The organism is Kribbella sp. NPDC055071, from assembly GCF_053608045.1.
Map to the genome: position 1 here is coordinate 402,961 of NZ_JBSGUS010000001.1, position 23,968 is coordinate 426,928.

General features: G+C 67.3%; 20 protein-coding genes and 1 riboswitch. Of the genes, 11 read left to right on the top strand and 9 right to left on the bottom strand.

Going from position 1 to position 23,968, the window contains the following annotated elements; genetic code table 11:
* Window positions 1-53 precede the first annotated feature (53 nt).
* Entirely contained in the window at window positions 54-3,884 is a 3,831-nt protein-coding gene (locus ACWF4Z_RS01930) for a hypothetical protein (protein ID WP_452241020.1), read from the top strand.
* A gap of 1 nt (window position 3,885) precedes the next feature.
* Here ACWF4Z_RS01930 and ACWF4Z_RS01935 read toward each other — a convergent pair whose 3' ends face one another.
* Complete coding sequence (locus ACWF4Z_RS01935) at window positions 3,886-4,380, bottom strand: beta-class carbonic anhydrase (RefSeq protein WP_452241021.1); 495 nt, start codon at window positions 4,378-4,380, stop codon at window positions 3,886-3,888.
* Window positions 4,381-4,496: 116 nt separating this feature from the next.
* Window positions 4,497-4,643, top strand: a riboswitch (cobalamin riboswitch).
* Between the two features lie 40 nt (window positions 4,644-4,683).
* Between ACWF4Z_RS01935 and ACWF4Z_RS01940 the strand changes: the two genes are divergently transcribed.
* Genes ACWF4Z_RS01940 through ACWF4Z_RS01950 form a run of 3 tightly spaced genes read left to right on the top strand, consistent with a single transcriptional unit; the run spans window position 4,684 to window position 6,472 of the window.
* Window positions 4,684-4,899, top strand: a complete 216-nt coding sequence (locus ACWF4Z_RS01940) for a CbtB domain-containing protein (RefSeq protein WP_452241022.1) — start codon at window positions 4,684-4,686, stop codon at window positions 4,897-4,899.
* Complete coding sequence (locus tag ACWF4Z_RS01945) at window positions 4,899-5,759, top strand: CbtA family protein (protein WP_452241023.1); 861 nt, start codon at window positions 4,899-4,901, stop codon at window positions 5,757-5,759. Before ACWF4Z_RS01940 ends, ACWF4Z_RS01945 begins: the two co-directional genes overlap by 1 nt.
* A complete protein-coding gene (locus ACWF4Z_RS01950) occupies window positions 5,756-6,472 on the top strand; it encodes a (2Fe-2S)-binding protein (RefSeq protein ID WP_452241024.1) in 717 nt (238 codons plus the stop codon). The genes ACWF4Z_RS01945 and ACWF4Z_RS01950 overlap by 4 nt, the downstream gene beginning before the upstream one ends.
* Here the strand turns inward: ACWF4Z_RS01950 and ACWF4Z_RS01955 are convergent, their stop codons facing one another.
* Together ACWF4Z_RS01955 and ACWF4Z_RS01960 are read right to left on the bottom strand one after the other, a co-directional pair.
* Window positions 6,473-8,674 carry a heavy metal translocating P-type ATPase gene (locus ACWF4Z_RS01955; RefSeq protein ID WP_452241025.1) on the bottom strand — a complete coding sequence of 734 codons (2,202 nt, stop codon included), beginning with the start codon at window positions 8,672-8,674 and terminating at the stop codon, window positions 6,473-6,475.
* Entirely contained in the window at window positions 8,671-10,653 is a 1,983-nt protein-coding gene (locus tag ACWF4Z_RS01960; RefSeq protein WP_452241026.1) for a cytochrome c oxidase assembly protein, read from the bottom strand. The genes ACWF4Z_RS01955 and ACWF4Z_RS01960 overlap by 4 nt, the downstream gene beginning before the upstream one ends.
* Window positions 10,654-10,819: 166 nt before the next feature.
* Here ACWF4Z_RS01960 and ACWF4Z_RS01965 point away from each other — a divergent pair, with 166 nt between their 5' ends.
* On the top strand, window positions 10,820-11,401 hold the full coding sequence (locus ACWF4Z_RS01965; RefSeq protein WP_452241027.1) for a DUF5134 domain-containing protein: 582 nt from the start codon (window positions 10,820-10,822) through the stop codon (window positions 11,399-11,401).
* Here ACWF4Z_RS01965 and ACWF4Z_RS01970 read toward each other — a convergent pair.
* The 5 genes from ACWF4Z_RS01970 to ACWF4Z_RS01990 are packed head-to-tail and all read right to left on the bottom strand — an operon-like array spanning window position 11,382 to window position 15,613.
* The gene (locus ACWF4Z_RS01970) at window positions 11,382-12,266 is read right to left on the bottom strand and encodes an NAD(P)-dependent oxidoreductase (RefSeq protein ID WP_452241028.1); all 885 of its coding nucleotides are present in this window, start codon (window positions 12,264-12,266) and stop codon (window positions 11,382-11,384) included. The genes ACWF4Z_RS01965 and ACWF4Z_RS01970 overlap by 20 nt on opposite strands.
* Window positions 12,259-12,837 (bottom strand): GNAT family N-acetyltransferase, encoded by a 579-nt coding sequence (locus ACWF4Z_RS01975; protein WP_452241029.1) that lies wholly within the window; start codon window positions 12,835-12,837, stop codon window positions 12,259-12,261. Before ACWF4Z_RS01975 ends, ACWF4Z_RS01970 begins: the two co-directional genes overlap by 8 nt.
* A gap of 12 nt (window positions 12,838-12,849) precedes the next feature.
* Window positions 12,850-13,473: a VC0807 family protein gene (locus ACWF4Z_RS01980; RefSeq protein ID WP_452241030.1), complete on the bottom strand. Its 624-nt coding sequence runs from the start codon at window positions 13,471-13,473 to the stop codon at window positions 12,850-12,852.
* A complete protein-coding gene (locus ACWF4Z_RS01985; RefSeq protein WP_452241031.1) occupies window positions 13,470-14,078 on the bottom strand; it encodes a TetR/AcrR family transcriptional regulator in 609 nt (202 codons plus the stop codon). The genes ACWF4Z_RS01980 and ACWF4Z_RS01985 overlap by 4 nt, the downstream gene beginning before the upstream one ends.
* Window positions 14,075-15,613, bottom strand: a complete 1,539-nt coding sequence (locus tag ACWF4Z_RS01990; RefSeq protein WP_452241032.1) for a carboxylesterase/lipase family protein — start codon at window positions 15,611-15,613, stop codon at window positions 14,075-14,077. The genes ACWF4Z_RS01985 and ACWF4Z_RS01990 overlap by 4 nt, the downstream gene beginning before the upstream one ends.
* A 135-nt stretch (window positions 15,614-15,748) precedes the next feature.
* Here ACWF4Z_RS01990 and ACWF4Z_RS01995 point away from each other — a divergent pair, with 135 nt between their 5' ends.
* The 5 genes from ACWF4Z_RS01995 to ACWF4Z_RS02015 all read left to right on the top strand — a co-directional run bounded on the left by ACWF4Z_RS01995 (window position 15,749) and on the right by ACWF4Z_RS02015 (window position 21,665).
* The gene (locus tag ACWF4Z_RS01995) at window positions 15,749-16,684 is read left to right on the top strand and encodes a metal ABC transporter solute-binding protein, Zn/Mn family (protein WP_452241033.1); all 936 of its coding nucleotides are present in this window, start codon (window positions 15,749-15,751) and stop codon (window positions 16,682-16,684) included.
* A 19-nt stretch (window positions 16,685-16,703) separates the two neighbouring features.
* Window positions 16,704-17,516, top strand: a complete 813-nt coding sequence (locus ACWF4Z_RS02000) for a metal ABC transporter ATP-binding protein (RefSeq protein ID WP_452241034.1) — start codon at window positions 16,704-16,706, stop codon at window positions 17,514-17,516.
* A gap of 2 nt (window positions 17,517-17,518) precedes the next feature.
* Complete coding sequence (locus tag ACWF4Z_RS02005) at window positions 17,519-18,382, top strand: metal ABC transporter permease (RefSeq protein ID WP_452241035.1); 864 nt, start codon at window positions 17,519-17,521, stop codon at window positions 18,380-18,382.
* A gap of 168 nt (window positions 18,383-18,550) precedes the next feature.
* Window positions 18,551-19,933, top strand: coding sequence for a GntT/GntP/DsdX family permease (locus tag ACWF4Z_RS02010; protein WP_452241305.1), 1,383 nt, complete (start codon window positions 18,551-18,553; stop codon window positions 19,931-19,933).
* A 16-nt stretch (window positions 19,934-19,949) separates the two neighbouring features.
* The gene (locus ACWF4Z_RS02015) at window positions 19,950-21,665 is read left to right on the top strand and encodes a cation:proton antiporter (protein WP_452241036.1); all 1,716 of its coding nucleotides are present in this window, start codon (window positions 19,950-19,952) and stop codon (window positions 21,663-21,665) included.
* A gap of 41 nt (window positions 21,666-21,706) precedes the next feature.
* Here the strand turns inward: ACWF4Z_RS02015 and ACWF4Z_RS02020 are convergent, their stop codons facing one another.
* On the bottom strand, window positions 21,707-22,666 hold the full coding sequence (locus ACWF4Z_RS02020) for a heavy-metal-associated domain-containing protein (RefSeq protein ID WP_452241037.1): 960 nt from the start codon (window positions 22,664-22,666) through the stop codon (window positions 21,707-21,709).
* A 365-nt stretch (window positions 22,667-23,031) separates the two neighbouring features.
* On the opposite strand from ACWF4Z_RS02020, the gene ACWF4Z_RS02025 reads away from it, so the two are divergent.
* Complete coding sequence (locus ACWF4Z_RS02025; protein ID WP_452241038.1) at window positions 23,032-23,964, top strand: GTP-binding protein LepA; 933 nt, start codon at window positions 23,032-23,034, stop codon at window positions 23,962-23,964.
* Window positions 23,965-23,968: the final 4 nt, after the last annotated feature.

Consider the following 23,968-nt stretch of genomic DNA (forward strand, 5'->3'; position numbering starts at 1 on the left):
GACCATCCGGCTTCCGGCGTACGGAATGCTCCTCGAGCCGCTGAGTTGGCCCTGTGGGGCGTCTAGACGCGGAGATCGACTTTCGGCAGATTCGGGCCTACGGGTCGCCGGCGGCTCGGTCTGCTGGGTTCGAGGAGCTTGCCTCGCTCATCGTGAAGGACGGTATTCCTGGGCTGATCGATTGGCCTGACGGCGTTACGTTTCAGCGGTTCGGGAATCCTGACGGTGGGCGCGAGGGTAGTGGGATCCTGCCGGGTGGTGACGTGTGGGCTTGGCAGGCGAAGTACCTGTTCGCGTTGGGGGACAGCGAGCTTGCGCAGGTGGACGGCTCGGTTCGTCGTGCGCTGGCAACCGAACCTCGATTGACGCGGTACTTCGTCGTGCTTCCGTACGACCGGCCGGCCGGCGACACCCGGCGTCGTGGCCGTCCGGTGAAGTCGGCGTACACGAAATGGCTTGAGAAGAAGGCCGTCTGGGAGGCCGATCGGAACGTCGAGATCGTCTACGTCGGCGCGAGCGAGCTGCTGACCGAGCTGACCAGGGTGGCGAACGCCGGGCGGATTCGGTACTGGTTCGGCGCCTCGGTGCTCGCACTGAACGAGCAGCGGGATCGGCTCGCGGATGTCGTGAACAAGGTCGGTCGCCGGTACACGCCGCAGCTGCATGTCGAGGTGGAGGCGGTCCGGGCCCTGGACGCGCTGGGCCGATCCGAGTCGTATGTGCGCCGCATCCAGGTCGTGCTGGCGGCGCTCCGGCGTACCCGCGGGGCGCCGCGGGATGATTGCCGCAGGCAACTGATCGCGGCCGAGGTCGCGCTCGACGGCTTCCTGGCCGCAGCGCGAGGAGTCGGGCGGTTGCCGCGGATCTCGGATGAGCTCGAGGGCGCGGAGGCGGCGCTCGAGGTCGCCTTGCCGACCTCGGTGAGTCTGGTCAGGTCAGACGCGATCCGGAGTGCGCTGACGCTGGTCCGCAGTACGGATACGGCCGCCGCCGATCGGGGTCTGCTCCTGATGACCGGACGGGCCGGGGTCGGGAAGACCCACCTCTTCTGCGACGTCGCAGTACGCCGGATCGAGGCCGGTCGTCCGACGATCGTGCTTCTGGGACAGGACTTCGACGACACGACGCTGCTCCCGCAGGTCGGGAGACTCGCGGGCATCGGCGGCTCGCTCGACGACGTACTCGGCGTTCTGGATGCTGCCGGCGAAGCTGCTGGATATCCGGCCATGCTGCTGATCGACGCGATCAACGAAAGTGCTCGGGCCGATCGATGGGCCGATGAGCTGCGCGTCCTGGCGGGTGCGGTCGATCGGCATCCGAACGTCGTACTCGCGGTCTCGTGCCGGACCGAGTTCGTCGCGGCGGTGGTGGGGGAGACCGAGCTGCCGCAGGTCGAGCACGTGGGCTTCGCGGAGTCGACTGCCGAGGCGGTCGACCGGTACACGACCGAGTACGGGCTCCAACGGGTCACCCTCCCGGTCCTGGATCCTGAGTTCGGCAATCCGCTGTTTCTGAAGCTGGCCTGCGAGGGGCTGAGCACGCTCGGACCCGACCGCTACAGCTTGGGTAAGGCCGGGCTCACGACGGTTTGCGATGCGTTCCTCGAGGCAGTGAACGAACGGCTGGCCCGACCGGGGCGCTGCGACTACGACAAGGCGTCGCGCTTGGTGCAATCCGTCGTACGCCGGCTTGCGCAGCTCGGTCCTGGACCGTACGAACGGGCGGACGTTGTCGAGATAACCTCCACCGCGTTACCGAATCGCCCGTGGTCGCAGAGTTTGTTCGTCGGTTTGCTGCGTGAAGGCGTGCTGCTCGAGACGCATGCGGACAAGGTCGTCTTCAGCTACCAACGGCTGGGCGATGTGCAGCGGGCGATGTTGTTGGCGGAGTCGACCGACCTGGCGGGCTGGTATCGAGCGCTGGATTCCACGACCAGTTGGCGGGAGAACGGCGTACTCGGGGCGCTTGGCGTGATTCTGCCGGAAACGCGCGGCATCGAGATTGTCGACCTGTTCGGGGACGGGTCGGTTGATCGGCAGATCGTCGACGCGTTCCTCGAGAGCCTGACGCTGCGGTCGGCGGAGCACACGACCGCCAGGACTGCATCGCTGGTCGAGGAGTTGCTGGGCTCGGCAGACGTGTGGCTTGCGCTGGTTCGGGTTGCCTGTGTTCCCGGTCATGCGGTGAACGCCGAGTTTCTCCATCGGGTCCTGTCGGATCTAGCACTTCCGGATCGCGATCGGTCCTGGTCCGAGTGGCTTGTGGACGACGGCTCGGACCAGGTCGTCAGGGTGTTGCTCGACTGGGCCTGGCCCGACGTACGGGAGTCTGAGCACAGGCCCGACGACGTGGCCGGGCTGGCCGCGCTGGTGATCGGATGGTTGCTCACGTCAACGGTCCGCGGGCTCCGCGACCGGGCTACCAAGGCGCTTGTGTCTCTGGGCGAACGGAATCCCCGCGCGGTGGCCGATGCGGTCCGGAGGTTCCGCGGGTGCAACGATCCGTACGTCGTCGAGCGGCTGGCCGGTGCTGTTTGTGCGATCGCGCTGCGAGCTGAGTCGGCCGAGGTGATCACGACAGTTGCTGACAGCGCGGCGGAGCTGGTCGCGGACGGGGTGCCGGTGCACCTGATGACCCGCGACTATTTGTGGCGTACCGCCGGCGCTGCTCGGCTGCGTGGATGGTCCGGCCCGGACTGGCAACCGCCGTACGGCGCTGTATGGCCAGTCGATGAGCTCGGTGAGCCGCCGGGCGATCCCTACTCGTCGGTCGGGGATTCGTTGGAATCGGGCGACTTCGGCCGTCACATCCTGGAACCGGCCTTGGACGAGTTTGCGGTCGACGATCCGGCGAGTCTGGTCGGCGAGGCCGAGCGGTTCATCCTCGCCCGGGTTCTCCAGCTGGGGTGGACACCTGAGCTGTTCGCCGAGCTGGACGGTCATCGGCGCGGCGGAGTCGAGCGGTACGGCAAGAAGTATCAGTGGATCGGCCTGTACGACGTCCTGGCCCGGCTCGCCGACAACCTTCGGCTTCAGGTCCGGTGGGACAACCAAGCGGTTCCGTTCCACTCCGCTGTCGAGGTCATCGGCCGGGACATCGATCCGACCGTGCTGGTCCGTGAGGGTCGGGACGCGCTCGACCAGCCGACCTGGTTCGCGCCAGTCGCGGCCGTCATGGACGGTCTGCCGGATCCGCTGGAGCTGATCAGCCTGACCGGTCCCGATGGGGATCGCTGGCTCTCGCTCGTTCGGTATGACAACTGGACCCAAGAACTGCCGCCTGAGGTCGCCGCGTCCGGCGTACCGGCGGTCAACGTGACGATGCAACTCCGCTCGTATCTCGTCGCCGTCGGGGACATTCCCGCCGTTCGCGCGTGGGCCGAGGGGCAGGACTATGACGGCGGCCGGATGCCTGAGCACACCACCATCGTCAACCGCCTCCTCGCGACCCACCCGGCTTCGCCGGACTGGGACCTCGCCAGCGGCCAGTCCAACGAGCCCTACGAGCTCCCGTTCACCGTCGAACTCCCTTACAGCCACTACACCGGCACCGGAACAACCCGAGACAACACCGACAACGTCTCCGGCTACGTTCCCACTCAACTCCTCTTCAATGTGCTGAACCTGAACCGCGGTCAGGACTTCACCTGGACAGACCCTTCAGGCCCAGCCGTGCTGGACCCAACCGCCGGCATCACCACCGTCGGCGCTCTGGTCATGCGCAGAGAGCTGGCCCAGACCCTGTCCGACGCCGGCTACGCACTCTTGTGGACCGCCCAAGTCACCAGGCGAAACCTCACCGACGACTTCGAGGCCGACAACGCTTCACTGACTACGAGCGCCTCGTACCTCCTCGTCGACGACACCCTCGAAGCGCTTTCCTGAGCTATGCCTTGACCTCGTCGAGGGCTCCGGTGGTGACGTCGTAGATGAAGCCTCGGACCGAGGACTTGTTGGGGATGAACGGGTCGGTCGTGATCCGGCGGATGGACTGGCGGACGTCGGCTTCCAGGTCGGGGAAGGCTTCGGCGGCCCAGTCCGGCTTCTGCCCGACCTCGGATTCGATCGACGCCTTGAACTCGTCGTCGGTGAACGTGAGCATCCCGCAGTCGGTGTGGTGGATCAGGATGATCTCCTGGGTGCCCAGCAGGCGCTGGCTGATGGCCAGGCTGCGGCGTTCGTCGGCGGTGACGACGCCACCGGCGTTCCGGATGACGTGGGCGTCGCCCTCGGACAGGCCCAGGAGACCGTAGGGGTTGAGGCGCGCATCCATGCACGCGAGGACGGCCACGTGCTTGGCCGGGGGGAGTGGCAGGGATCCCTTGTCGAAGCTCTCGGCGTACCGTGCGGCGTTCTCGAGCAACTCGTCTGTGACGCTCATCGGGTCCTCCTGATAGAGAAGTAAGTCGATCAACACGGTAGCTTTTCCGCGCGATGTCGCGGCGGAGTCTCACTGAGTGATCACCTGGAGGTGTGACGCGGTCCGGCGTGTCGCCTGATTGACGTGTCCGGACCGCTTCCGTACTCTCCGGAGGTAGTGACGGCGTGAGGAAGCCGATGAGAATTCGGCACGGTCGCGCCACTGTGTGCCGGTCGCAGCATGCTGCCGGTGAGTCAGATACTTGGCCGTCACGACGCTCCATTGGTTGCGGGACGCACGATCCCCTAGAAGGAGGCTCTGCTCGTGAGCAATCTGTCTGCTCCCACCACGGTGTCGACCCCGGTCGTCGTACCGATCTCGAAGGCTGTGGTGTGGCTGGTCAGCACCGCGGTCCTGGCGCTGCTCGTCTACTACTTCATCGGTGTGGACCAGGGCGCGTACTCGATCTTCGGCAAGGACATGCACATCCACGAGTTCGTCCACGACGGTCGGCACTTCCTCGGCTTCCCCTGCCACTGATGGAAAAGAAACTGATCCTGCGCGGCGTGATCGCCGGCGCAGTGGGCGGGCTGCTCGCGTTCGTGTTCGCGCGGATCTTCGCTGAGCCGCAGATCCAGGCCGCGATCGACTACGAGAGCGGGCGCGACGCTGCCCAAGAGGCACTGGACAAGGCGGCCGGGCTCCCGGTCGAGGCCGCCGGTCCGGAGATCTTCAGCCGTACCCTCCAGGCGAACATCGGCATCGGCGTGGGCATCGTGCTGTTCGGTATCGCCATGGGTGCGCTGTTCGCGGTGGCGTACGCCATTTGCCTGGGCCGGGTCGGGAACCTCCGGCCGCGCACGCTCGCGATGCTGGTCGCGCTGGCCGGGTTCCTCGGGATCTACTTCGTGCCGTTCCTGAAGTATCCGGCCAATCCGCCCTCGATCGGCCACGAGGACACGATCCACGACCGCGGCAACCTGTACCTGGCGATGGTCGCGTGCTCGATTGTGCTGCTGGTCGGCGCGGTGATCCTCGGCAAGTACCTGAAGCCGCGGTTCGGGAACTGGAACGCGACACTCCTCGCCATCGCGGCCTACGCGGTGATCATCGGCGTTCTGATGGCGGTGCTGCCCTCGGTCGGGCACTTGGCCGCGAACGTCGAGGAGTACGGCAAGCACGCCACCGAGACTCCGCTGCCGCTGACCGACCCCAAGGGCACGATCGTCTACCCGGGATTCGATGCGGACAGCCTGTACTCGTTCCGCTTGTACTCGGTCGGCGCCCAGCTCATCCTGTGGGCGGCCATCGGCCTGGTCTTCGGCCCGCTGGCCGACCGCCTGCTCCACCCGGGCTCGCAGCGCTCTGCTGATGAGGCGCAGCCCGTCAGTACCGTATGACCAACACGCCACCGAAGGCCGCGCTGCTGAACCAGCTCGCGGCCCTCGGTCCGTTCTTCGCGATCGAAGAACACGCACCCGGATCGGCGCCGGTCCCGCCTTGGCGAAGCATGATCGAGCTGGTCGACGATCCCGCCGTACTGCAGGACCGCGTCACGGCCACCCGCGAGTACCTCGCTGCCGTGAGCGGTCAGTTGCCTGCGGCAATCGAAGTACGCGTGGCCGCGTCGATCACGCACCTGGGCCTGGTCGCGCGCCTCATCTCACCGGCGTTTGGCACCGCGGTCCTCGACGGGGGAGTCCGATCCGTCACCTTGGAAACGGCGTGGTGGCAACCCGTCCTCGGAGGAGCGTTTCCCCTGTCACTGCCAAGTCTGACGAGCGATCGCGACCTCAGCAGCGAGCTGATCGACGGCCCGATCCCGGCCTTGGCCGAGGCGACCAAGCCGTACGGCGTCTCCGAACCCATCCTGTGGGGGAACGTCGCCTCGGCCATCAACGGCGCCGCGACAGCGCTCACGAATGCGGCGCCTCACCTCTCCGAACGAGCCCACACCCTCGCCGCCCAGCTCCTGACCCACCCCGCTCTGCGCGAGGCCTACACCGCCGAAGCCGGTCACTTCCGCCGCCGCAGCTGCTGCCTGATCTACCGAGCCGCGCCCGACCACGCCGGCCCGGTCTGCGGCGACTGCGTCCTGGACCGCGCCGGCTGACTAGTCGGAATCGAGATCGGCGCCGAACTCGCGCAGCCGGAGGCTGTTGAACGTGACGAACAGCGATGAGAGCGACATCGCCGCGGCCGCGATCAATGGGTTGAGCAGACCCGCGGCGGCGATCGGAACGGCGGCGAGGTTGTAAGCGAAGGCCCAGATCAGATTGCGGTGGATCGTACGACGGGTGCGGCGGGCCAACCCGATTGCGGTGGGAACCACGCGGAGATCCTCGCGGACCAAGATGATGTCGGCGGACTTGAGCGCGATGTCCGTACCGGTCACGACCGCCAGGCCGAGGTCGGCCGTGGCCAACGCGGCCGCATCGTTGATACCGTCACCGACCATCGCAACGCGATGCCCATCGGCCTGCAGTTTCGCGATCACGGCCGCCTTGTCCGCAGGCAGGACACCAGCACGGACATCGGCGATACCGAGCGATTCGGCGATCTCCCGCGCGACCTGCTCGCCGTCTCCGGTGAGCAAAATCGTGCGCAACCCCTGCTGGTGCAGGGATTCCACTGCGGCCATCGCACTCGGCCGCAGGGTGTCGGCCACCGTCAACGTCCCAACCAGTCGGCCGTCGACAGCCACCTGAATCCCGGAACCGCTGACCGTCACACCCAGGGACTCGAGCAGCGCCGCGTTACCAACGACGACCTCATGACCGTCGACGCAGCCAGTCGCGCCGAGACCCGGCCGGACCTGGAACGACGTGACCGGCAAAGCCTCGACACCGTCGGCCTCCGCCCGTCGTTCCACCCCGCGCGCGATCGGATGCTCCGATCCCTGCTCGACCGACAGCGCATACCGAAGTACGTCGGGAGCCGTGAGCGACCCGGTCGTCGCTACGTGAGCGATCGTCAGTTCGCCGGTGGTCAGCGTGCCGGTCTTGTCCAGGACGATCGTGTCGATCACGCCGCTGGCCTCGAGCGCATCCTGACCTTTGATCAGGATCCCGAGCGAAGCGCCACGGCCGATCCCAACCATCAGGGCCGTCGGGGTGGCCAGTCCGAGTGCGCACGGGCACGCGATGACGAGTACGGAGATGCCGGTGCCGACAGCTTGCTGGAGCGGTGCGCCGGACAAGTACCAGCCGACCGTGACGACAACCGCGAGGGCGATCACCGCCGGGACGAACCAGACGATGATTCTGTCCACCGTGTGCTGGATCCGCGCCTTCCGTTCCTGCGCCTGCTCGGCGACAGCAGCCATCTGGGCGAGCTGGGTGTTGGCCCCCACGGCAGTCGCAGTCAGAACCAACCGTCCATCGGTACTGATCGTGCCCGCCACCACGGGGTCGCCGGCGCCCACACTGCGCGGCAGCGGCTCGCCCGTGACCACGCTGGTGTCGACCGCCGCCGTTCCTTCGGTCACAGTCCCGTCGACCGGGACGATCTCACCGGCCCGCACGATGACGACCTCGCCCTTGACCACCTGCCCGGTCGGTACGTCGATCTCCGCGCCGCCACGTCGGACCCGCGCGATCGGCGTCGCCAGCCGACTGAGCGCGCCGAAGACATCCGCCGCGCGACGGCGTGACCGGGTCTCGAAGTATCGGCCGGCCAGCTGGAAGACCGTCATACCGGCTGCGACGTCGAGATACAGGCCACCGGTGTCGAGACGTAGCCAGTGCTGGCTGGACGTACTCGGCCAGATGACCGAAACCATCGCCCAACCGAACGACACCGCGATGCCGAGGGAGACCAGCGTGTCCATGCTCACCGCGCCATGCCTCAGGTTGCGGAGCGTCGCCCGGTGGAACGGGTACGCAGCCCAGGTCACGATCGGCAGCGCGACGAGCAGACAGGCCAGACTCCAGCCGGGGAAGCGCAACGACGGAACCGCGGCCAGGATGATGGTCGCGTCCATCAACGGAATCGCCAGCAGCGTCGCGACGACCAGCCGCCGACGCAGACCAGTGATGCGCCGAGCCGACATCTGATCCGCGAGGTCGTCACCGGATTCTGGATCGCGGATGGTCGCCTCGTACCCGGCCTTGTCGACCGAGGCCGTGGCCCGCTCGGCGAGATCGGCTCCGGACCCGGTGACGATGGCCCGCTCGGTCGCGTAGTTCACGCTGGCCGTGACGCCGTCGAGCTTGTTCAGCGCGCGCTCGACCCGGTTGGCGCAGGCGGCACATGTCATCCCGCCGATGATCAGCTCAACGCTGTCCGGACGCTCCACCGGCGCGGTCACCGTCATCGGCGGACCTGCGATTCATCCGTACGCCGGGAGAGCCGCTCGAGCATCTCGTTGTAGGCGTCGTACGAATCATCCAGGCCGGCATCGAGATGACGATCGATCCGGCGGGCGTCCTTGCCGTCCTGGATCGCCCACTGCAACGCGAGCACCACCACGACGATCACGAGCGGGATCTCGCCGCCGGCCCAGGCGATACCGCCGGCGGTGTGCTGGATGTCGGCGAGATCGCGCGGCCAGGCGAGCTCGAGGTGCTGGTAGAACGAGTTGCCGATGACATCGCCACCGGACATCAGAATCACGCCGAAGAACGCGTGGAACGGCATCGCCGCCATCAGGAAGCCGAACTTGGCCAGCGACGGCAGTTTGCGCGGCGTCGGATCGACCCCGATCACCAGGCCGAAGTACAGGCACCCGATCAGCAGGAAATGCACGTTCATCAGCTGATGCGCCCAGTGGAACCTCATCAAGGTCCCGAAGGCGCCCGTCAGGTACAAGGCGTAGTACGAACCGATGTAGACGCCGAACACGAACAGCGGGTGGTACAGCGCCCGGAGCGGACGTGAATGCAGCGCCGCCACGATCCACTCGTGCGGCCCTGGCTGCGCGTCCTTCGCGGCCGACGGCAGCGCCTTGAGTGCAAGTGTCAGCGGACCGCCCAGGACCAGCGGGAGCGGAATCAGCATGCTCAACGCCATATGCACAGCCATATGTACGGCGAAGTCCGCACCCGAATACTTGCCGAGCCCCGAGCTGGTCACCACGACGATCAGCAGCCACCCGAGCGACCACGCGATCGTCCGACCGACCGGCCACTCCTCGCCGCGCCGCCGGATCCGTCGTACCCCGGCCAGATAGGCGGCGACGGCGACCACGGCAGCGGTGACGAACAACAGGTTCGGACGCCATTGGCCGACCAGCGACGCGAACGACGGGGGATCGGCGAGGTCGAATCCGAAGAAGGTCTGGCTGATCGACGTCGGCACGAAGAACTGTGGCGGCGGGATCCGCGTCATCGCGGTACCGCTGGCAACAAACACCGCGACGCCGCCGACCAACGGGAGGGCGGCCATTGTGCGCCGGCCATGCGCGGCCAGCAAAAGCCCGAGCCCGATGACGACCAACGCCGCAAGCCGCACCAACTCGAACCAACCGGTGGCCGACGCGAACGGCGACGACCCAGCCAGCTTGAACCACACCAGAACGCCCTCGGTCACCACGAGAACGCCCAGCAGCAGTACGGCGGTCGCCCGCCAGTGCACCCGATCGAGCGCGCGAAGCCGGCGATCCGTCCCGATCCGCAGCACCTGGATGACGATCACACCGAGCAGCACCTGCGAGGCCACCGTCTGGTAGATGGCGGCATCACTGCCGAAGTCGTGCCTCGGACCGACCAGCACCTGGCCGACCACGACCGGGGCCAGCGACCCGACCAGGGCAGCGCCGAGCGCGATCAGGTAGGTGACCCACCGCACGGCGGCCAGGCTCGTGACGAAGGCGACGAGCGCGCAGAGCAGGGTCACCATCCAGGCCCAGCCGAAGTCGCCGGAGAACATCGCGAACCAGAGCGCCCGCGGATCCGCGATCCGGCCGAGCGAGAGCCCGTTCGAGTTGGCCGAGTCGACCGCGATCAGCAGCCCGGAGCTCACCGCCCACACCCCGGCGGCTCGCCGCAGGACGGCCGGTTCGAACCACTCGGCGATCTCCAGTTGACGCTTGGCGCCGGCCTCCCGCACCGGCCGCAGCTTGCCCGCGACGAGCGCCGCAGCCAGCGCGCCGACCGTCACCATCGACGAGAGATCGGCCACCGCGCGGATCAGGGTCGCGACGAATCCGGTCAGCCGGCCCGGATCGTCGCGGGCGATCCGCAGGTAGCTATCGGGTCCCATCGCCCCGGTGGCGACGAGGGGAACGGCGATCGCGAGTGCGCCGAGCAGAACGACGTACCCGATCAGCCACCGCCGGTGGCGCGTCGAACTCACAGCACTCCTGACCGATTGGTTGCCACGTACCCCCAACCGGTGACTACGAACGAGTGCCGACACCAGTTCCCGGTTGGCGGAACTTCGCGAACCCGGTCAGAGTTAGACCGACGGCACGGTCGGTATGCCTCATCTCTGCAGGTCGTCAGGAAGGATCTTCGCTGCGATGTCCGTTGCGCTGACTGTGGTCTTCTCGGCAACGGGACTGTATTGCCTGTGGCGGCTGATGACGGTACGGCGGCCGCCCATGGAGACCCTGGTCGACGTGAGCCACGTCGTGATGGGCCCGGCGATGGTCGTGATGCTGTGGTGGCCGTCGGCCGGTCAGGCGCGCTGGATCCAGATGGCGATCTTCGGTGGGTTCGCGGTGGTTTTCCTCTACCACCTGGCCGGTTCGGTCACCGTGACGGCCCGCGCGGGAGCGCTCGTGCATGGCGCGATGAACCTGGGCATGGTGTGGATGCTCGCCGCGATGCCGATCCTGATGTCGTCCGGCGGGGGGATGGCGGGCATGGAGATGGATATGGCGGGCATGGACCACGGCGCTGTGTCGCTCAGCGATCTGGTCGGCATCCAGGCGTGGACCGCGATGCTGAGCTGGGTGGCGGTCGGCCTGCTGATCATCTCGGCCGGGTGGTGGCTGGTCCGACTGATCCAGACCCCCGGCCACCGAATCCTCGGCGGCTGCCACTGCCTGACCTGCGCCGGGATGGCCACGATGCTCGCCCTTATGACCCCAGCCCTCTGATCGCCCGGCCGGCCAGCTGCTCCAGCTGGGCGATCGCGAGGAGTTCGCCGTTCGCGGGGCCGAAGTGGGCGAGGGCGGCCCGGTGCTGGGCAGTCACTTGGGCGATCAGGTCCGCCGGCGTGTGCTGATGGCGGGCAAAGGACTCCATTGATTCGAGTTCCTCGACGATGCGATCCAGGCCGAACGTCGGCAGGTAGTCGCCGGCCAGCAGGCTCGGAACGGTGTCGGCGATGAAGGCCGATGCCGCCGGACCGTCCAGCAGGACTTCGCGCAGGTACGATGGATCCAGGCCGGCGGACTGCCCGAGCAACAGGGCCTCGCCCACCGCGGTCGCCTGCGTGAACCACAGCAGGTTGACGAGCAGCTTGGTCAGATAGCCAGTCCCGGACGGACCGGTGCGATGGAGCTTCGCGGTGAACGCCTCGAGCACGGGTTGGACTCGTTCGATCGCGGCCGGCTCGCCGCCGACGTACAGCGTGAGCTGGCCCGCCTCAGCGGCCGGCACCCCGCCGCCGACTGGTGCTTCGACGTACGCGACTTGGCTGCGACGTGCTGCCTCCGCGAGCTCTTCGCCAAGTGCAGGCGAGGCGCTGGTCAGATCGACCCAGGTGGTCCCGGATTCGAGCCGTTCGAGCAGGCCGTCCGGCGACAGCATCACCGACCGCAACTCCGGACTTCCGGGCAGGACGGTGAAGACCACCTCGGCGCTACCCGGCTTGTCGGTCCAGGTCGCACCGGTAGCGAGGACGGCGGCCTGGAGCTCGGGGCGAGCGTCGTACACGCGGACTGTGTGCCCGGCGCGGACGAGACGCCGAACGATCGGCATGCCGATCCGCCCGGCCCCGATCAGGAGGATGTCAGTCACTCTGCAGGTCCAGGCGCATCAGGATCCGGGGGAGGTTGGCGAGCCTGGAGGTGGTGTCGGCGGCCTTGGTGAAGCCGGCGCGCTCGAAGTTCTTGCGGATCCCGGCGTACGCCATGGTGAGATCGACCTTCGTGTCACCGTTGTCGATCGGATAGGCCTCGACGACCGGGGCGCCGTTCACGCGGGCGAACTCGACGGCACCGGTGATGAGCGTCTGCGAAATCCCCTGACCGCGGTGGCCCGGCCGCACCCGGATGCACCACAGGGACCACACCGGCAGGTCGTCGAGGTGTGGGATCTGCCGGCTGCGCTCGTACGTCGTCGCCGATCGTGGCGCGATCCCCGCCCACCCAACCGGTGTGTCGCCGTCGTACGCGAGGACCCCGGGCGCCGGGACACCACGACACAACTCGGCCACGTACTCACCCCGAGCGGTTCCGTGCAGGGCGTTGTTCTCCTTCGACGGAATCCGGTGACTCAGGCACCAGCACACCGTCGCCGTCGGCGCCTTCGGCCCGATCACCGCCCGAACATCCTCAAACACCGCCGCCGGACGAACGTCGATGGTCATGGCCTCAACATCTCACACCGAGACGACCCGAACCCCCCGAAGCCGCAGCCCGTCGCGATGCAACCGCGAGCGTGCATAGGTCCGCTGAAAGACGACGAGCGCCACGAGCGTGACAACGAGCAGAACGTCATCGAGAAGCGGTACGACGTCGATCGGCAGGGTTGCGGCCATCACCACCCGGACCGCCGCGTCGACGAGGAACGCAACGCCCCAGACCGCGGTGCAGGTCCGGAGAACGTTGCGGAAGACCTCGTGGGATTCCCAGTTCTGCGCCCACTGCTCTGCCTTCTCCGGCGGGAGGATCAACCGGCCGCCCTCGTAAAGGAACGGCCTGCGGGCCGCGAGACTGAGCAGACACCAGATGCCCAGCGCGGCCGTTCCCCAGCCGTTGCGGATCAGCAGCACGCGAGGGTTGCCGCTGATGAACGAGACGGCGACCGTCACGACCATCGTGCCGAGGACGAACAACTGGATGCCGCCGACGCGGCGCTCGCGGATCACGTGAACCACAGTGGCTGCGGCGGTCACGAGCGCGCCCGCGAGGAGAGCCACGAACTGGCTGGTGCCGGCCAGGCGCAGGCCGTAGAAGACGATCAGGGGGAGTAGGAGCTCGAGGAACAGCGGGCGGCGCGTCATCTCTCCTCCGTGCAGATTCGGGTTGTGAACAGGGCAACGAGTTCTTGCGTGTAGGTGTCGAGGCCCAGGGGTGATGAGCCGTGGAACTGGGCGGGCGCGGCGTCGACCGCACCACGGATGGCGATGGCCATCGAGCGGACGTCGAAGTCGCGGAAGTCACCGGATTCCTGGCCCGCGGCCAGGGTGCGCTCGAGGTCGCTCACGCTGACTTCGCGCGACGATTGCTGGTCGTACTGCTCACCGGTCGGTCTCCGCATGTACGGCCCGATCGCCGTCAGGGCCGCGACCTCCTGGGGATGGTCGTACAGGAAGCGCAGGTTGGCCTCGAGGTAACCGACGAGCTTGCCGCGGGGTGTGGTCTCCTGGTCGAGCCGTGACTGGATCGCCTGCGCACCAGCGGTGAACACCTCGATCAGCACCTGCTGGAAGAGTTCGTCCTTGTCCCGGAAGTGGTACGACACCATCCGCGGACTGCTCAGCCCGGCGTGCTGCGTGATCCGAGCGAACGACGCCCCGGCGTACCCGGACTCCGCCAGCACCTCGATCGCGGCCCGCACGATCTGCGCCCGCCGAGCCAGGTTGGTCACGGTTCGTTGCTCGGTCATCCGATCCTCCGCCACAGGTCGCAATGATGTTCGGCCGAGGTGTCGGCAGGTCCGACCCGACCAGGTGCCAGCACCTGCGGCGTCGAGCCCCTCGGCCAGTACGGCGTCGTGAAGCCATTCGGATCGCCCGTCGCGGCGAATCGAGCCAGGTAGTCGATCATCGTGTCGGACAACTCCTGCTGTGGTCGGGACAGGTCGAACGCAGGCGAACCCTTCGGGTCGTCCCACAGATACGGGACGTCCGACGCGTGGTAAGCGCCCAGTGGGAAGGCCGACCTGACGTTGAAGATCAGCGGCGCCTGCTCGTCGGCGAACTCATAGGCGTACGTCGGAACCCGGCGATCCAGTGCCCGCTCAGTCTCCTGATTCGGGCACACGTACCCACGATCGCCAACCACGGCTGCCCACGTCGCGGCCGGATCGACGCCCGGATACGCCCGCGCCACTTCGCCGGCACGTTCCCCGAAGGCTCGCTCGAGCAACGCCCGGTACGCCGCCAGGTCCTGAGGCCCACCGGCGAGCGCGACCAGCAGAGTGCCCTCGTCCTTCGTGGTGCCGATCAGCACCGGAATCCGTGGATAGTGGCCGGCGGCAACGGCCGCGGCGGGATGCTCGGGCAGCGTGGCCGTCTGGTACGCCGGACTCCAGTAGACCGACGCCACCGCCGGATCGGACAGCAGCGTGGCCACCGGGAGCTTGCGCAGACAGTCCATCGCCGCGGCCGGGCAGCCGAGCTTGGCGCCGACCATGGCACCGGATGCCTCGACAGTGCGGACCGGTTGCCAGGAGGCGACCTTGGCTCCGGCGCCCGGGAACAGCGCATCGACGGGATTCGCCGTACTGCAGGTACCGGTCTGGATCATCACGCGGCTGAACAGACCCCGCGCGGTCGGCGACACGAGCTGACCGCAGACGCTGTCACCGCCACCGGATTCTCCGAAGAGCGTCGTACGACGTGGATCGCCGCCGAAGGCGCGGATGTTGCGCTGGACCCAACGCAGCGCGGCCTGCTGGTCCTGCAACCCGAAGGTCCCCGATCCGGCCAGTCCGGGTGCGCCGAAGTAGCCGAAGACACCGAGCCGATAGTTCAGCGTCACCACGACCGCGTGACCCTCGACGGCGAGGCGGCGGGCGGACAGGTCGCTGCCGGCTCCGGTGGTCAGACCACCGCCGTGGACGTAGACGAGGACGGGGAGGTCTCGGCCAGTCGGCGCTGTCACGTTCAGAAACAGGCAGTCCTCGCTGGCCGATCCCGCCGTACCGCTTGATGGGCTGGCGTTTTGAGCACATCGGGCGCCCGGCTTGGTCGCATCCCGGACGCCCTGCCACGGCCGCGCCGGTTGCGGTGCCTTCCAGCGCAGCTCACCGACGGGTGCTGCGGCGTACGGAATGCCTTGGTACGAGCGGTATCCGTGCAGTGCTTGGCCACGGACGCTTCCCGATTCCGTGTGCACCACAGGATCGGCTGACGGGACCGCGGGCACGCCGGTCAGCGCGGTGAGCATCGCGACAGCGAGAGTTCCGGAGAGACTCACGGTCAGGTCCTTTATCTGAGCGGATCAATTTTTATCTGGATAGATAAAAGATAGCACGGTCCTGGATCGGTGTTAGGGTTAACCCGGAATGGTTTTCATTATCGATTTGCCGTGAGGGCTAGGGACGGGTGTGTTGTGAGGCTGCGTGGAGTGGTTGGGACGGTGGCCGGTGCGGTCGTGTTGGTGCTGGTGGCCGCCTGCGGATCGTCCTCTGACGGTGCGAATTCCGGGGACAATTCCGGCACGTCGCCGGTGTCGGCGAACCGGGTCCAGGTGGTGGCGTCGACCAATGTGTACGGCGACATCGTGAAGCAGATCGCGGGGGAGCGGGTCGACGTGACGTCGATCATCTCGGACCCCGATCAGGACCCGCACTCGTACGAGGCGAACACCCAGACGCAACTGTCGTTGTCGAAGGCCCAGGTCGTGATCGAGAACGGCGGCGGCTATGACGACTTCATGGACAAGATGCTGAAGTCGGCCGGCAACACGTCGGCCAAGGTGCTGAACGTGGTCGACATCTCCGGCCATACGGCTCCGGTGGGCGGTGAGCTCAACGAGCACGTCTGGTACGACTTCCCGTCCGTGCAGAAGCTGGTCACCCAGCTCGCGACCACGCTGTCCGGAGTCGACGCGGCCAATGCCTCGACGTACATGGCGAACGCGACGGCGTTCAACGCGAAGGTGAAGCAACTGGAGGCCACTGAGGCTTCGATCAAGGCGTCCGCCAACGGCGCCGGTGCCGCGATCACCGAGCCGGTCCCCGTGTATCTGCTCACGGCCTGCGGACTGGTGAACAAGACGCCGGCGGAGTTCAGCGAGGCGATCGAAGAGGGCACCGACGTCCCGGCGGCCGTGTTGCAGCAGACGCTCGGGTTGTTCAGCGGGAAGCAGGTCAAGCTCCTCGCCTACAACGAGCAGACCTCCGGCCCGGAGACCGAGAAGGTCTTGGCCGCGGCCAAGGCGAACAGCATCGCCGTCGTCCCTGTCACCGAGACGCTACCGGCCGGCAAGGACTACCTGAGCTGGATGACCGGCAACCTCGATGCGATCCGTTCGGCGCTGTCCTGAGGTCACCATGCTGAATCAGATGAAGAGGCCAGAGTCGGTGCTGCGGTTCGATGACGCAGCATTCGGCTACGGGAAGCACCGGTTGTGGGGCGGCCTGACGATGGACCTGCGGGCCGGCGAGTTCCTCGCGGTCCTCGGCGCCAACGGTTCGGGTAAGACCAGTCTGCTGAAGGCGGTCCTCGGCCTGCATCCGTTGATGTCGGGCAGCGCGCGGGTCGTCGGCGAGCCTCCACACCGCGGGAGTACGGAGATCGGATACGTCCCGCAGCACCGGCGGATCGACAGCCAGACCCCACTGCGGGCTCGGGACGTCGTGGGGCAAGGGCTGGACGGCCATCGCTGGGGGATCGGGCGACCGGACCGGGCTCGACGTCGCCAGATCGACGAGGTGCTCGACTCGGTCGGTGCACTGGAGTACGCCGACCGGCCGATCGGACTGTTGTCCGGCGGCGAGCAGCAGCGGGTTCGCATCGCGCAGGCGCTGGTGTCGGACCCGAGGCTGCTGCTGTGCGACGAGCCGCTCTTGTCGCTCGACCTCAACAGCCAGCGCACGATCTCCGGTCTCGTCGACCAGCGTCGCCGTACGCATGCCACGGCGGTCGTCTTCGTCACGCACGACATCAATCCCGTCCTGCCGTACGTCGATCGCGTGCTCTACCTGGCCGGCGGGCACTTCCGGATCGGCACGGTCGACGAGGTGATGACCTCGTCGATGTTGAGCGAGCTCTACCAGTCCCCGGTCGAGGTCATCCACTCCGGCGGCCGGGTCCTGGTGGCAGGCGTCCCTGATTGGTCGGATGCGCATCACGCGCCGGCGCTGCGAGCGGGGTGACGATGGATACCTGGCACGAGATCTTCAACTTCGCCAACTACGGCGAACTGGTGGCGCTCGTCCACAACTCGATCATCGCCGGCGTCGTACTCGGCGTCGTCGGCGGTCTGATCGGGGTGTTCGTGATGATGCGGGACCTGCCGTTCGCCGTCCACGGCATCAGCGAGCTCTCGTTCGCGGGCGCGTCGGGCGCGTTGCTGCTCGGCGTCAACGTGGTCGCCGGCTCGTTGCTCGGCTCGATCCTTGCCGCGATGCTGATCGGCGTCCTGGGCAGCCGGGCGCGCGACCGGAACTCGATCATCGGGGTGCTGATGCCGTTCGGGCTCGGCCTCGGCGTGCTGTTCCTGGCCCTGTACAAGGGCCGCGCGGCGAACAAGTTCGGCCTGCTGACCGGGCAGATCGTTGCCGTGGACACCCCGCAACTGTCGTGGCTGATCGGCACCGGCATCGTCGTGCTGATCGGTTTGCTGATCGTCTGGCGGCCGCTCATGTTCGCAAGCTCTGACCCGGATCAGGCTGCCGCCCGCGGTGTGCCGGTTCGGCTGCTGTCCCTGGTGTTCATGGTGTTGCTCGGCCTGGCCGTCGCCATCTCAGTCCAGATCGTCGGTGCGTTGCTGGTGCTCAGCATCGTGGTCACCCCCGCGGCCGCCGCCCTCCGGGTCGCGACCTCGCCCTGGCTCGTGCCGGTGCTGAGCGTCCTCTTCGCCACTGTTTCGCTGGTCGGAGGGATCCTGCTGGCGCTCGGCGGCAGCTTGCCGATCAGCCCGTACGTGACCACGATCTCGTTCACCATCTACGTCGTCTGCCGGATCATCGACGCCCGCCACGACTGGAGCCTGCTTCGCCTGACCCCACGCGCGAGCTAGCGGCGGCGTGCCGCTGTCGTTTGCCGGCTGGGGTGGTGGGAAACTGCGGGTCTAGGGCGCCTGACTGGTTGTGGGTCCGACGTGCGTCCGGGAGGCGGTGCGGTCGTGAGCTTCGGAGATGGCATCAGTCGGCTGGCCGCGGTACCGGCGGCCGCCACTGCGGATGATGTGAACGCGCCCTGGAACGGGCATGACACGCGCGTACTGATCGTCGCCGTGATCGGGATCGCGGTGATCGTCGCGCTGATCGTGGCGTTCAAGGTGCACGCGTTCCTCGCGCTGACGATCGGCGCGCTGTTCGTCGGCCTCGCGTCCGGGATCGACGCCGGCGGCGTCACCAAGTCGTACGAGAACGGCGTCGGCAGCGTGCTCGGGTACGTCGGCGTCCTGATCGCGCTCGGGGCGATGATCGGGAAGCTGCTGGCCGACTCCGGCGGCGCCGACCAGGTGGTCGAGACGCTGCTGAAGGGCAGGAGCGTCACGCTCCCGTGGAAGATGGCGTTGGTTGCCTTCATCATCGGTATCCCGATGTTCTTCGAGATCGGGCTGGTGCTGCTGATCCCGGTCGTCGTGCTCGCCGTCCGGCGATCCGGCGCGAAGGCGATGCTGCTCGGCATCCCCGCCCTCGCGGGCCTTTCGGTACTCCACGGTTTCGTGCCACCGCACCCGGGTCCGCTCGCGGCGATCGGCGTACTGCACGGCAACGTGGGCATCACGCTCGCGCTGGGTCTGCTCGTGGCGGTCCCGACCGTCATCGTTGCCGGTCCGCTGTTCGGGAGGCTGGCCGCGAAGTGGGTCCCGATCGGCGCATCCGGGACGGCGCTGCAGGTCACGGGCGGGGCCGACGACGAGGCACCCGAGGACGGCGACGCACAGCGGACGCGGACGCCTAGCTTCGCCTGGACTCTCATCACCGTGCTGAGTCCCGTGGTGCTGATGCTGATCAAGGCCGCCGCGGACGTCTGGATGAGCAAGGACGCGGCGCTGTACCCGGTGCTGGCGTTCATCGGTGACCCGGTGGTCGCGCTGCTGCTCGCGGTACTCCTCGCGATGTACACCTTCGGTACGGCGGTCGGCTTCACGGTTCCCGTGCTCAGCAAGAAGATCGGCGCGAGCCTGCTGCCGATCTCGGGCGTGATGATGATCGTCGGCGCCGGTGGTGGGTTCAAGCAGATCCTGGTCGACGGCGGAACGGGCACGGCGATCGCGAAGATCGCCATCGCCGCGAACCTCTCGGCTCTCATGCTCGGCTGGATCGTTGCGGTGCTGATCCGCCTGGCCACGGGCTCGGCGACCGTCGCGACCGTGACTGCGGCGGGCATCGTGGCGCCGCTGGCCGTCGGTGAGAACACCACCCAGGTCGCACTGATCGTGCTGGCCATCGGTGCCGGGTCGCTCTTCTTCTCGCACGTCAACGACGCCGGGTTCTGGCTGGTCAAGGAGTACTTCGGCATGACCGTCGGCGAGACCATCAAGACCTGGTCGGTGATGGAAACCGTCATCTCGATCATGGGCCTGGCGATGACCTTGTTGCTCTCAGCAATATTCTGACCGAGAGTATCGTTGCGTGGAGCATCATCAGTTTCTCGTCGTGGCCGGTGCGGGACTCGCGATCATGATCGCGGCCTCGGTCTTCGCCCGCCGGACCGGGGTCGCGGCACCGTTGCTCTTGGTTGCCCTGGGCATCGGTGCGAGCTACCTGCCGAGTACGCCGGCGATCCACATCGAGCCCGAGATCATCCTCGCGGGCGTGCTGCCGCCGCTGCTGTACTCGTCCGCGGTCCAGCTACCCGTTCTCGACGTACGACGGAACTTCGCGCTGATCTCGTGGTTGTCGTTCGTGATGGTCATCGTCTCGGCGCTGGCGATCGGGGCGATCGTGCATGCGGCGTTCCCGAGTATCTCGTTCGCCCTGGCCGTGGCGCTCGGGGCGGTGGTGAGTCCGACCGACGCCGTCGCGGCGACCGCGATCGGTCACCGCGTCGGGCTGCCACCTCGCTTGATGACGGTGCTCGAAGGGGAGAGCCTCATCAACGACGCGTCCGCGCTCGTTGTGCTCCGGACCGCTGTCGCCGCCGTCGCTCTCACGGCCGACTTCAGCCTCGTCGGCACGATCCTCGACTTCCTCTGGGCGGTCGTCGGCGCCGGCGTCATCGGGGCCGTCGTGGGGTGGTTGACGGCAGTGCTGCGGCAGCGGCTGGACGATCCGGTGTTGAACACGACGATCTCGTTCGCGGTGCCGTTCCTCGCCTACTTCCCGGCCGAGGAGGCGGGTGCTTCCGGCGTTCTCGCCGTGGTCATCGCCGGGCTCCTGACCGGTGCGCTGGGCAGCCGGAAGTTCAGCGCGCGGGATCGACAGACCCAGGCCACGACCTGGACGACGATCAGTTTCATCCTCGAGAGCGGCGTCTTCCTGGCGATGGGGTATCAGCTGCCGGAGCTCGTCAACGATGCGCGAGCGGAGACGACGATCGGGGAGATCACGCTCCTGGTGCTGTTGGTCGTAGGGCTGCTGATTGCCCTGCGGTTCCTCGGGTTCGCCTGGACCGCGCTGCAGGCTCGTTTCGGTCCGAGCGATCGCGGTGACCAGGTCAGGGCCAAGCTGAGTCAGTACGAGGAGAAGCTGGACGCGATCACGCCGGACGGCGCGCGCGAGGAGAGTCGGCTGAGTTGGGCCCGGAAGCGGCTCGCGCGCGGCAAGGCTGACGTGGACTTCGAGGAACGCGAGCCGATCACCGGGCGGGGCATCCTGGTGCTGGCCTGGGCCGGCATGCGCGGGGTTGTCACGGTCGCGGCCGCTCAGACCATCCCGGCCGGCACGCCACACCGCGACACCGTGGTGCTCGCGGCGTTCCTCGTCGCGCTGGTCACTCTGGTGATGTTCGGATTGAGTCTGCCCGCAGTGATCGCCCGGATGAACTTCAGCTCGGAGGACGCGAGCGAGCGCCGGGACTCCGTTCAGGCGCTGCTGCGGGAGGTTGGCAAGACGGCGATCGACACGCTCGGGCCGTTGGAGGAGCAGACCGTCGACGGCGTACCGCTTGATCCGGAGGTCGTCAGCACGATGAAGCAGATCGTGCCGAGGATCGTCTCCGGGAGTCAGCAGGTGAGCCAGGCGAAACCGGACGTGATCGAACAGTCGATCGTCGTCCAGCGCCGCTATGTCGACGCGATGCGCGACGCTCTGGTGGCCGAGCGAAGTGTCGGTGCCTACACCTCCGCCACCTACCGCAGCGTCGAGCGCTTCCTCGACTCCATGGAGCAGCGGTTCCGGCCGGCCTGACGGCGCGCCTTCATGGCGATCCTGAAGGAGTACGCACCGGCTTAGGTCGGCACCACCGTATAGCCGCGGTCGCGGATCGCGGTGAAGCAGCGGTCGCGGACGGCGGTGGTCGGGAACGCGGCGACGACCTTCTTGGTGGTCAGGTCGATCTCGGACACCGCCACGCCCTCGGACGCCAGCACCGAGGTGATCGTGTCGGTGCAGTGCGAGCAGGTCATATCCGGCACTTCGAACACTTCACTCATCGTGGTCTCCATTCCAACGGGTACGACGTCGAGCAGGCGAACAAACGTTTCGACAAAGGCGTCGACCAGGCGGGGAAGCACGGTCACGCCTTGAACGGACATATTGGCCAAACAGCGAGGCAGCTCGGCGATTGCGGCGTACCGGACCGGGATGCCGCTCGTGTGGGCCCGAGCGATCGTGGCGTCCTTCATCGCGCGCAGCATCGCGGAGGACTCGCTGGTGTAGCGCAGTGTGCCGTCGGGTCGTCCTTCCAGCACGACTGGAAGCATCCCGCGCCGGAATGTCGACGATTGCAGACCCCAGAACCACGTGTTCGCCACCACCGCGAAGACACCGGAGTCACGTAGCCCGCGGGCAAACTCCGCAGGCGTCGCGTACGGCGTGGCCACGTACGCGTGTTGCACCAAGGCCCGCGCGGTCGTCTCGAACCCGACGTTCAGGATCTCGATCGGATCGCGATCAGTGGTCGTCGCCGCCATCGTGGCCCGGTCCTGATCGGACAGTGCGGCAACAGCTGTGTGTACGGCGGTGTCCGCGGCGAGAGCTCGGCGAAGCACCAGCGTCACCTCACGCGCAACCACGGGTATGACTGCGCCGGATGGTCCACAGTGCGCGACGTTGAGAACGTCGTCGCTGTCGTGCCACATCACCTTCTCAGTTGCACTCGCCACCAGCTCCGGACCGCAGGGCCGCATTTCCGACCGGAGGTAGTCGAGTTGCGCGACGGTCAGGTGGCTACCGGGTGCAGGGATCATCGGAGTCGGTTCGGGCACAATTCGCCGTACCGGCGGGAAAAAGGGTGTGAGATCCGCAACGCGAAATGCGGTTGCGACCTCGGCCAGGATGCGTGCCGCCGCGGGCCGATCAGAGGTCGTGCTGTCCGGGATCACGGGCATCCTCCGCTCAGAACCCAACTCTCAGCTCAATTTTGGCCGGATTCGTCACGCGGGGTGTTCGGTCCTGCGTGTCGCGCGAGTTGGGCCACCACGGGCCGTCGGCAGATCGGACCAATCTGTCCATTGGCAGGCCATTACATCGTTAATCGCTGCCGGTAAGGTGGACCTTACTTGGAATCGATTGCTGTGCCTGTACGTCGATGGGCTGATGGGGGTGTGGGAGCGTGACTGCTGTAGGTGAGTGGTTGCGGCGGCGGGCCGCGCGCGTTCGGCGGGGAGCGACTGTCGAGGGCCGGCTGGCCGACCACGTGGACAAGTTGGCGGAGGAGCATCCGCCGATTCCGTTGGGCAGCGCCGACTACACGATGACCCGTCCCAAGCTGCTGGCCGAGAAGTTCGGGCCGGTGCTCGCGTACATGTCGCGGGTCGAGCTCGAGGTCGAGCGGAACGTGCTCGAGTTGAACCTGCTGCTGCCCGATCCGCCGCCCGTCGACAAGCACTTCTACGCCGATGTGTGGCTGCCGCAGGAGACCCATCACGGCCTGATCCTGGACAAGCTGCAGTCGCTGATCGGCTTGCCGTCGTCGACGCTGAACCTCACCCACATCGATGTCCGGATGCGGATTCTCGGCGCGCTGGGGAAGTCGGCCGCGGTGCAGGACGTGACCCGGATGCTCTACTACCTGACCGGGGTCGCGACCGAGCAGTCGGCCATCCTCGCCTACAACAAGCTGCACAAGGGTCTGCTGCAACTCGGGGAGAAGGCGGTGGCGGCGACGATCGTCGGGCCGATCCGCCGGCAGGAGCCGGGACATTTCGCGTATTACAAGATCGCTGCCCAGGGCCTGTGGGAAGAGCTGGCGGCGTGGCAGAAGTGGCTGACCAGGACGATCCGCCGGTTCTCGTTCGAGCCGGTCGGTGCGTACAACGAGCAGCAGCGCGGTGACTTCGGTGTCGTGATGGAGCGTCTCGGGATCACTGGTCAGGACGGGGAAGGCGACGCCGGGTTGCTGCACTACGCCGAGCAGATCGGACGCGTCGAAGGCGAGTTGCTCTGGGCCCAACGACAGGGTCTGAAGGTTCCGGCGTACGTCGTGGACGCGATCCGCCATGCCGCCTACCTGGGCGCCGGCCGGAGCTCGGTCGCCGCGATCTAGAGCT

Coding starts and splice junctions, on each gene's coding strand:
- ACWF4Z_RS01935 (WP_452241021.1), bottom strand. CDS start 4,380: ATGAGCGTCACAGACGAGTTGCTCGAGAACGCCGCACGGTACGCCGAG.
- ACWF4Z_RS01945 (WP_452241023.1), top strand. CDS start 4,899: ATGGAAAAGAAACTGATCCTGCGCGGCGTGATCGCCGGCGCAGTGGGC.
- ACWF4Z_RS01950 (WP_452241024.1), top strand. CDS start 5,756: ATGACCAACACGCCACCGAAGGCCGCGCTGCTGAACCAGCTCGCGGCC.
- ACWF4Z_RS01955 (WP_452241025.1), bottom strand. CDS start 8,674: ATGACGGTGACCGCGCCGGTGGAGCGTCCGGACAGCGTTGAGCTGATC.
- ACWF4Z_RS01965 (WP_452241027.1), top strand. CDS start 10,820: ATGTCCGTTGCGCTGACTGTGGTCTTCTCGGCAACGGGACTGTATTGC.
- ACWF4Z_RS01975 (WP_452241029.1), bottom strand. CDS start 12,837: ATGACCATCGACGTTCGTCCGGCGGCGGTGTTTGAGGATGTTCGGGCG.
- ACWF4Z_RS01980 (WP_452241030.1), bottom strand. CDS start 13,473: ATGACGCGCCGCCCGCTGTTCCTCGAGCTCCTACTCCCCCTGATCGTC.
- ACWF4Z_RS01985 (WP_452241031.1), bottom strand. CDS start 14,078: ATGACCGAGCAACGAACCGTGACCAACCTGGCTCGGCGGGCGCAGATC.
- ACWF4Z_RS02000 (WP_452241034.1), top strand. CDS start 16,704: ATGAAGAGGCCAGAGTCGGTGCTGCGGTTCGATGACGCAGCATTCGGC.
- ACWF4Z_RS02005 (WP_452241035.1), top strand. CDS start 17,519: ATGGATACCTGGCACGAGATCTTCAACTTCGCCAACTACGGCGAACTG.
- ACWF4Z_RS02020 (WP_452241037.1), bottom strand. CDS start 22,666: ATGATCCCTGCACCCGGTAGCCACCTGACCGTCGCGCAACTCGACTAC.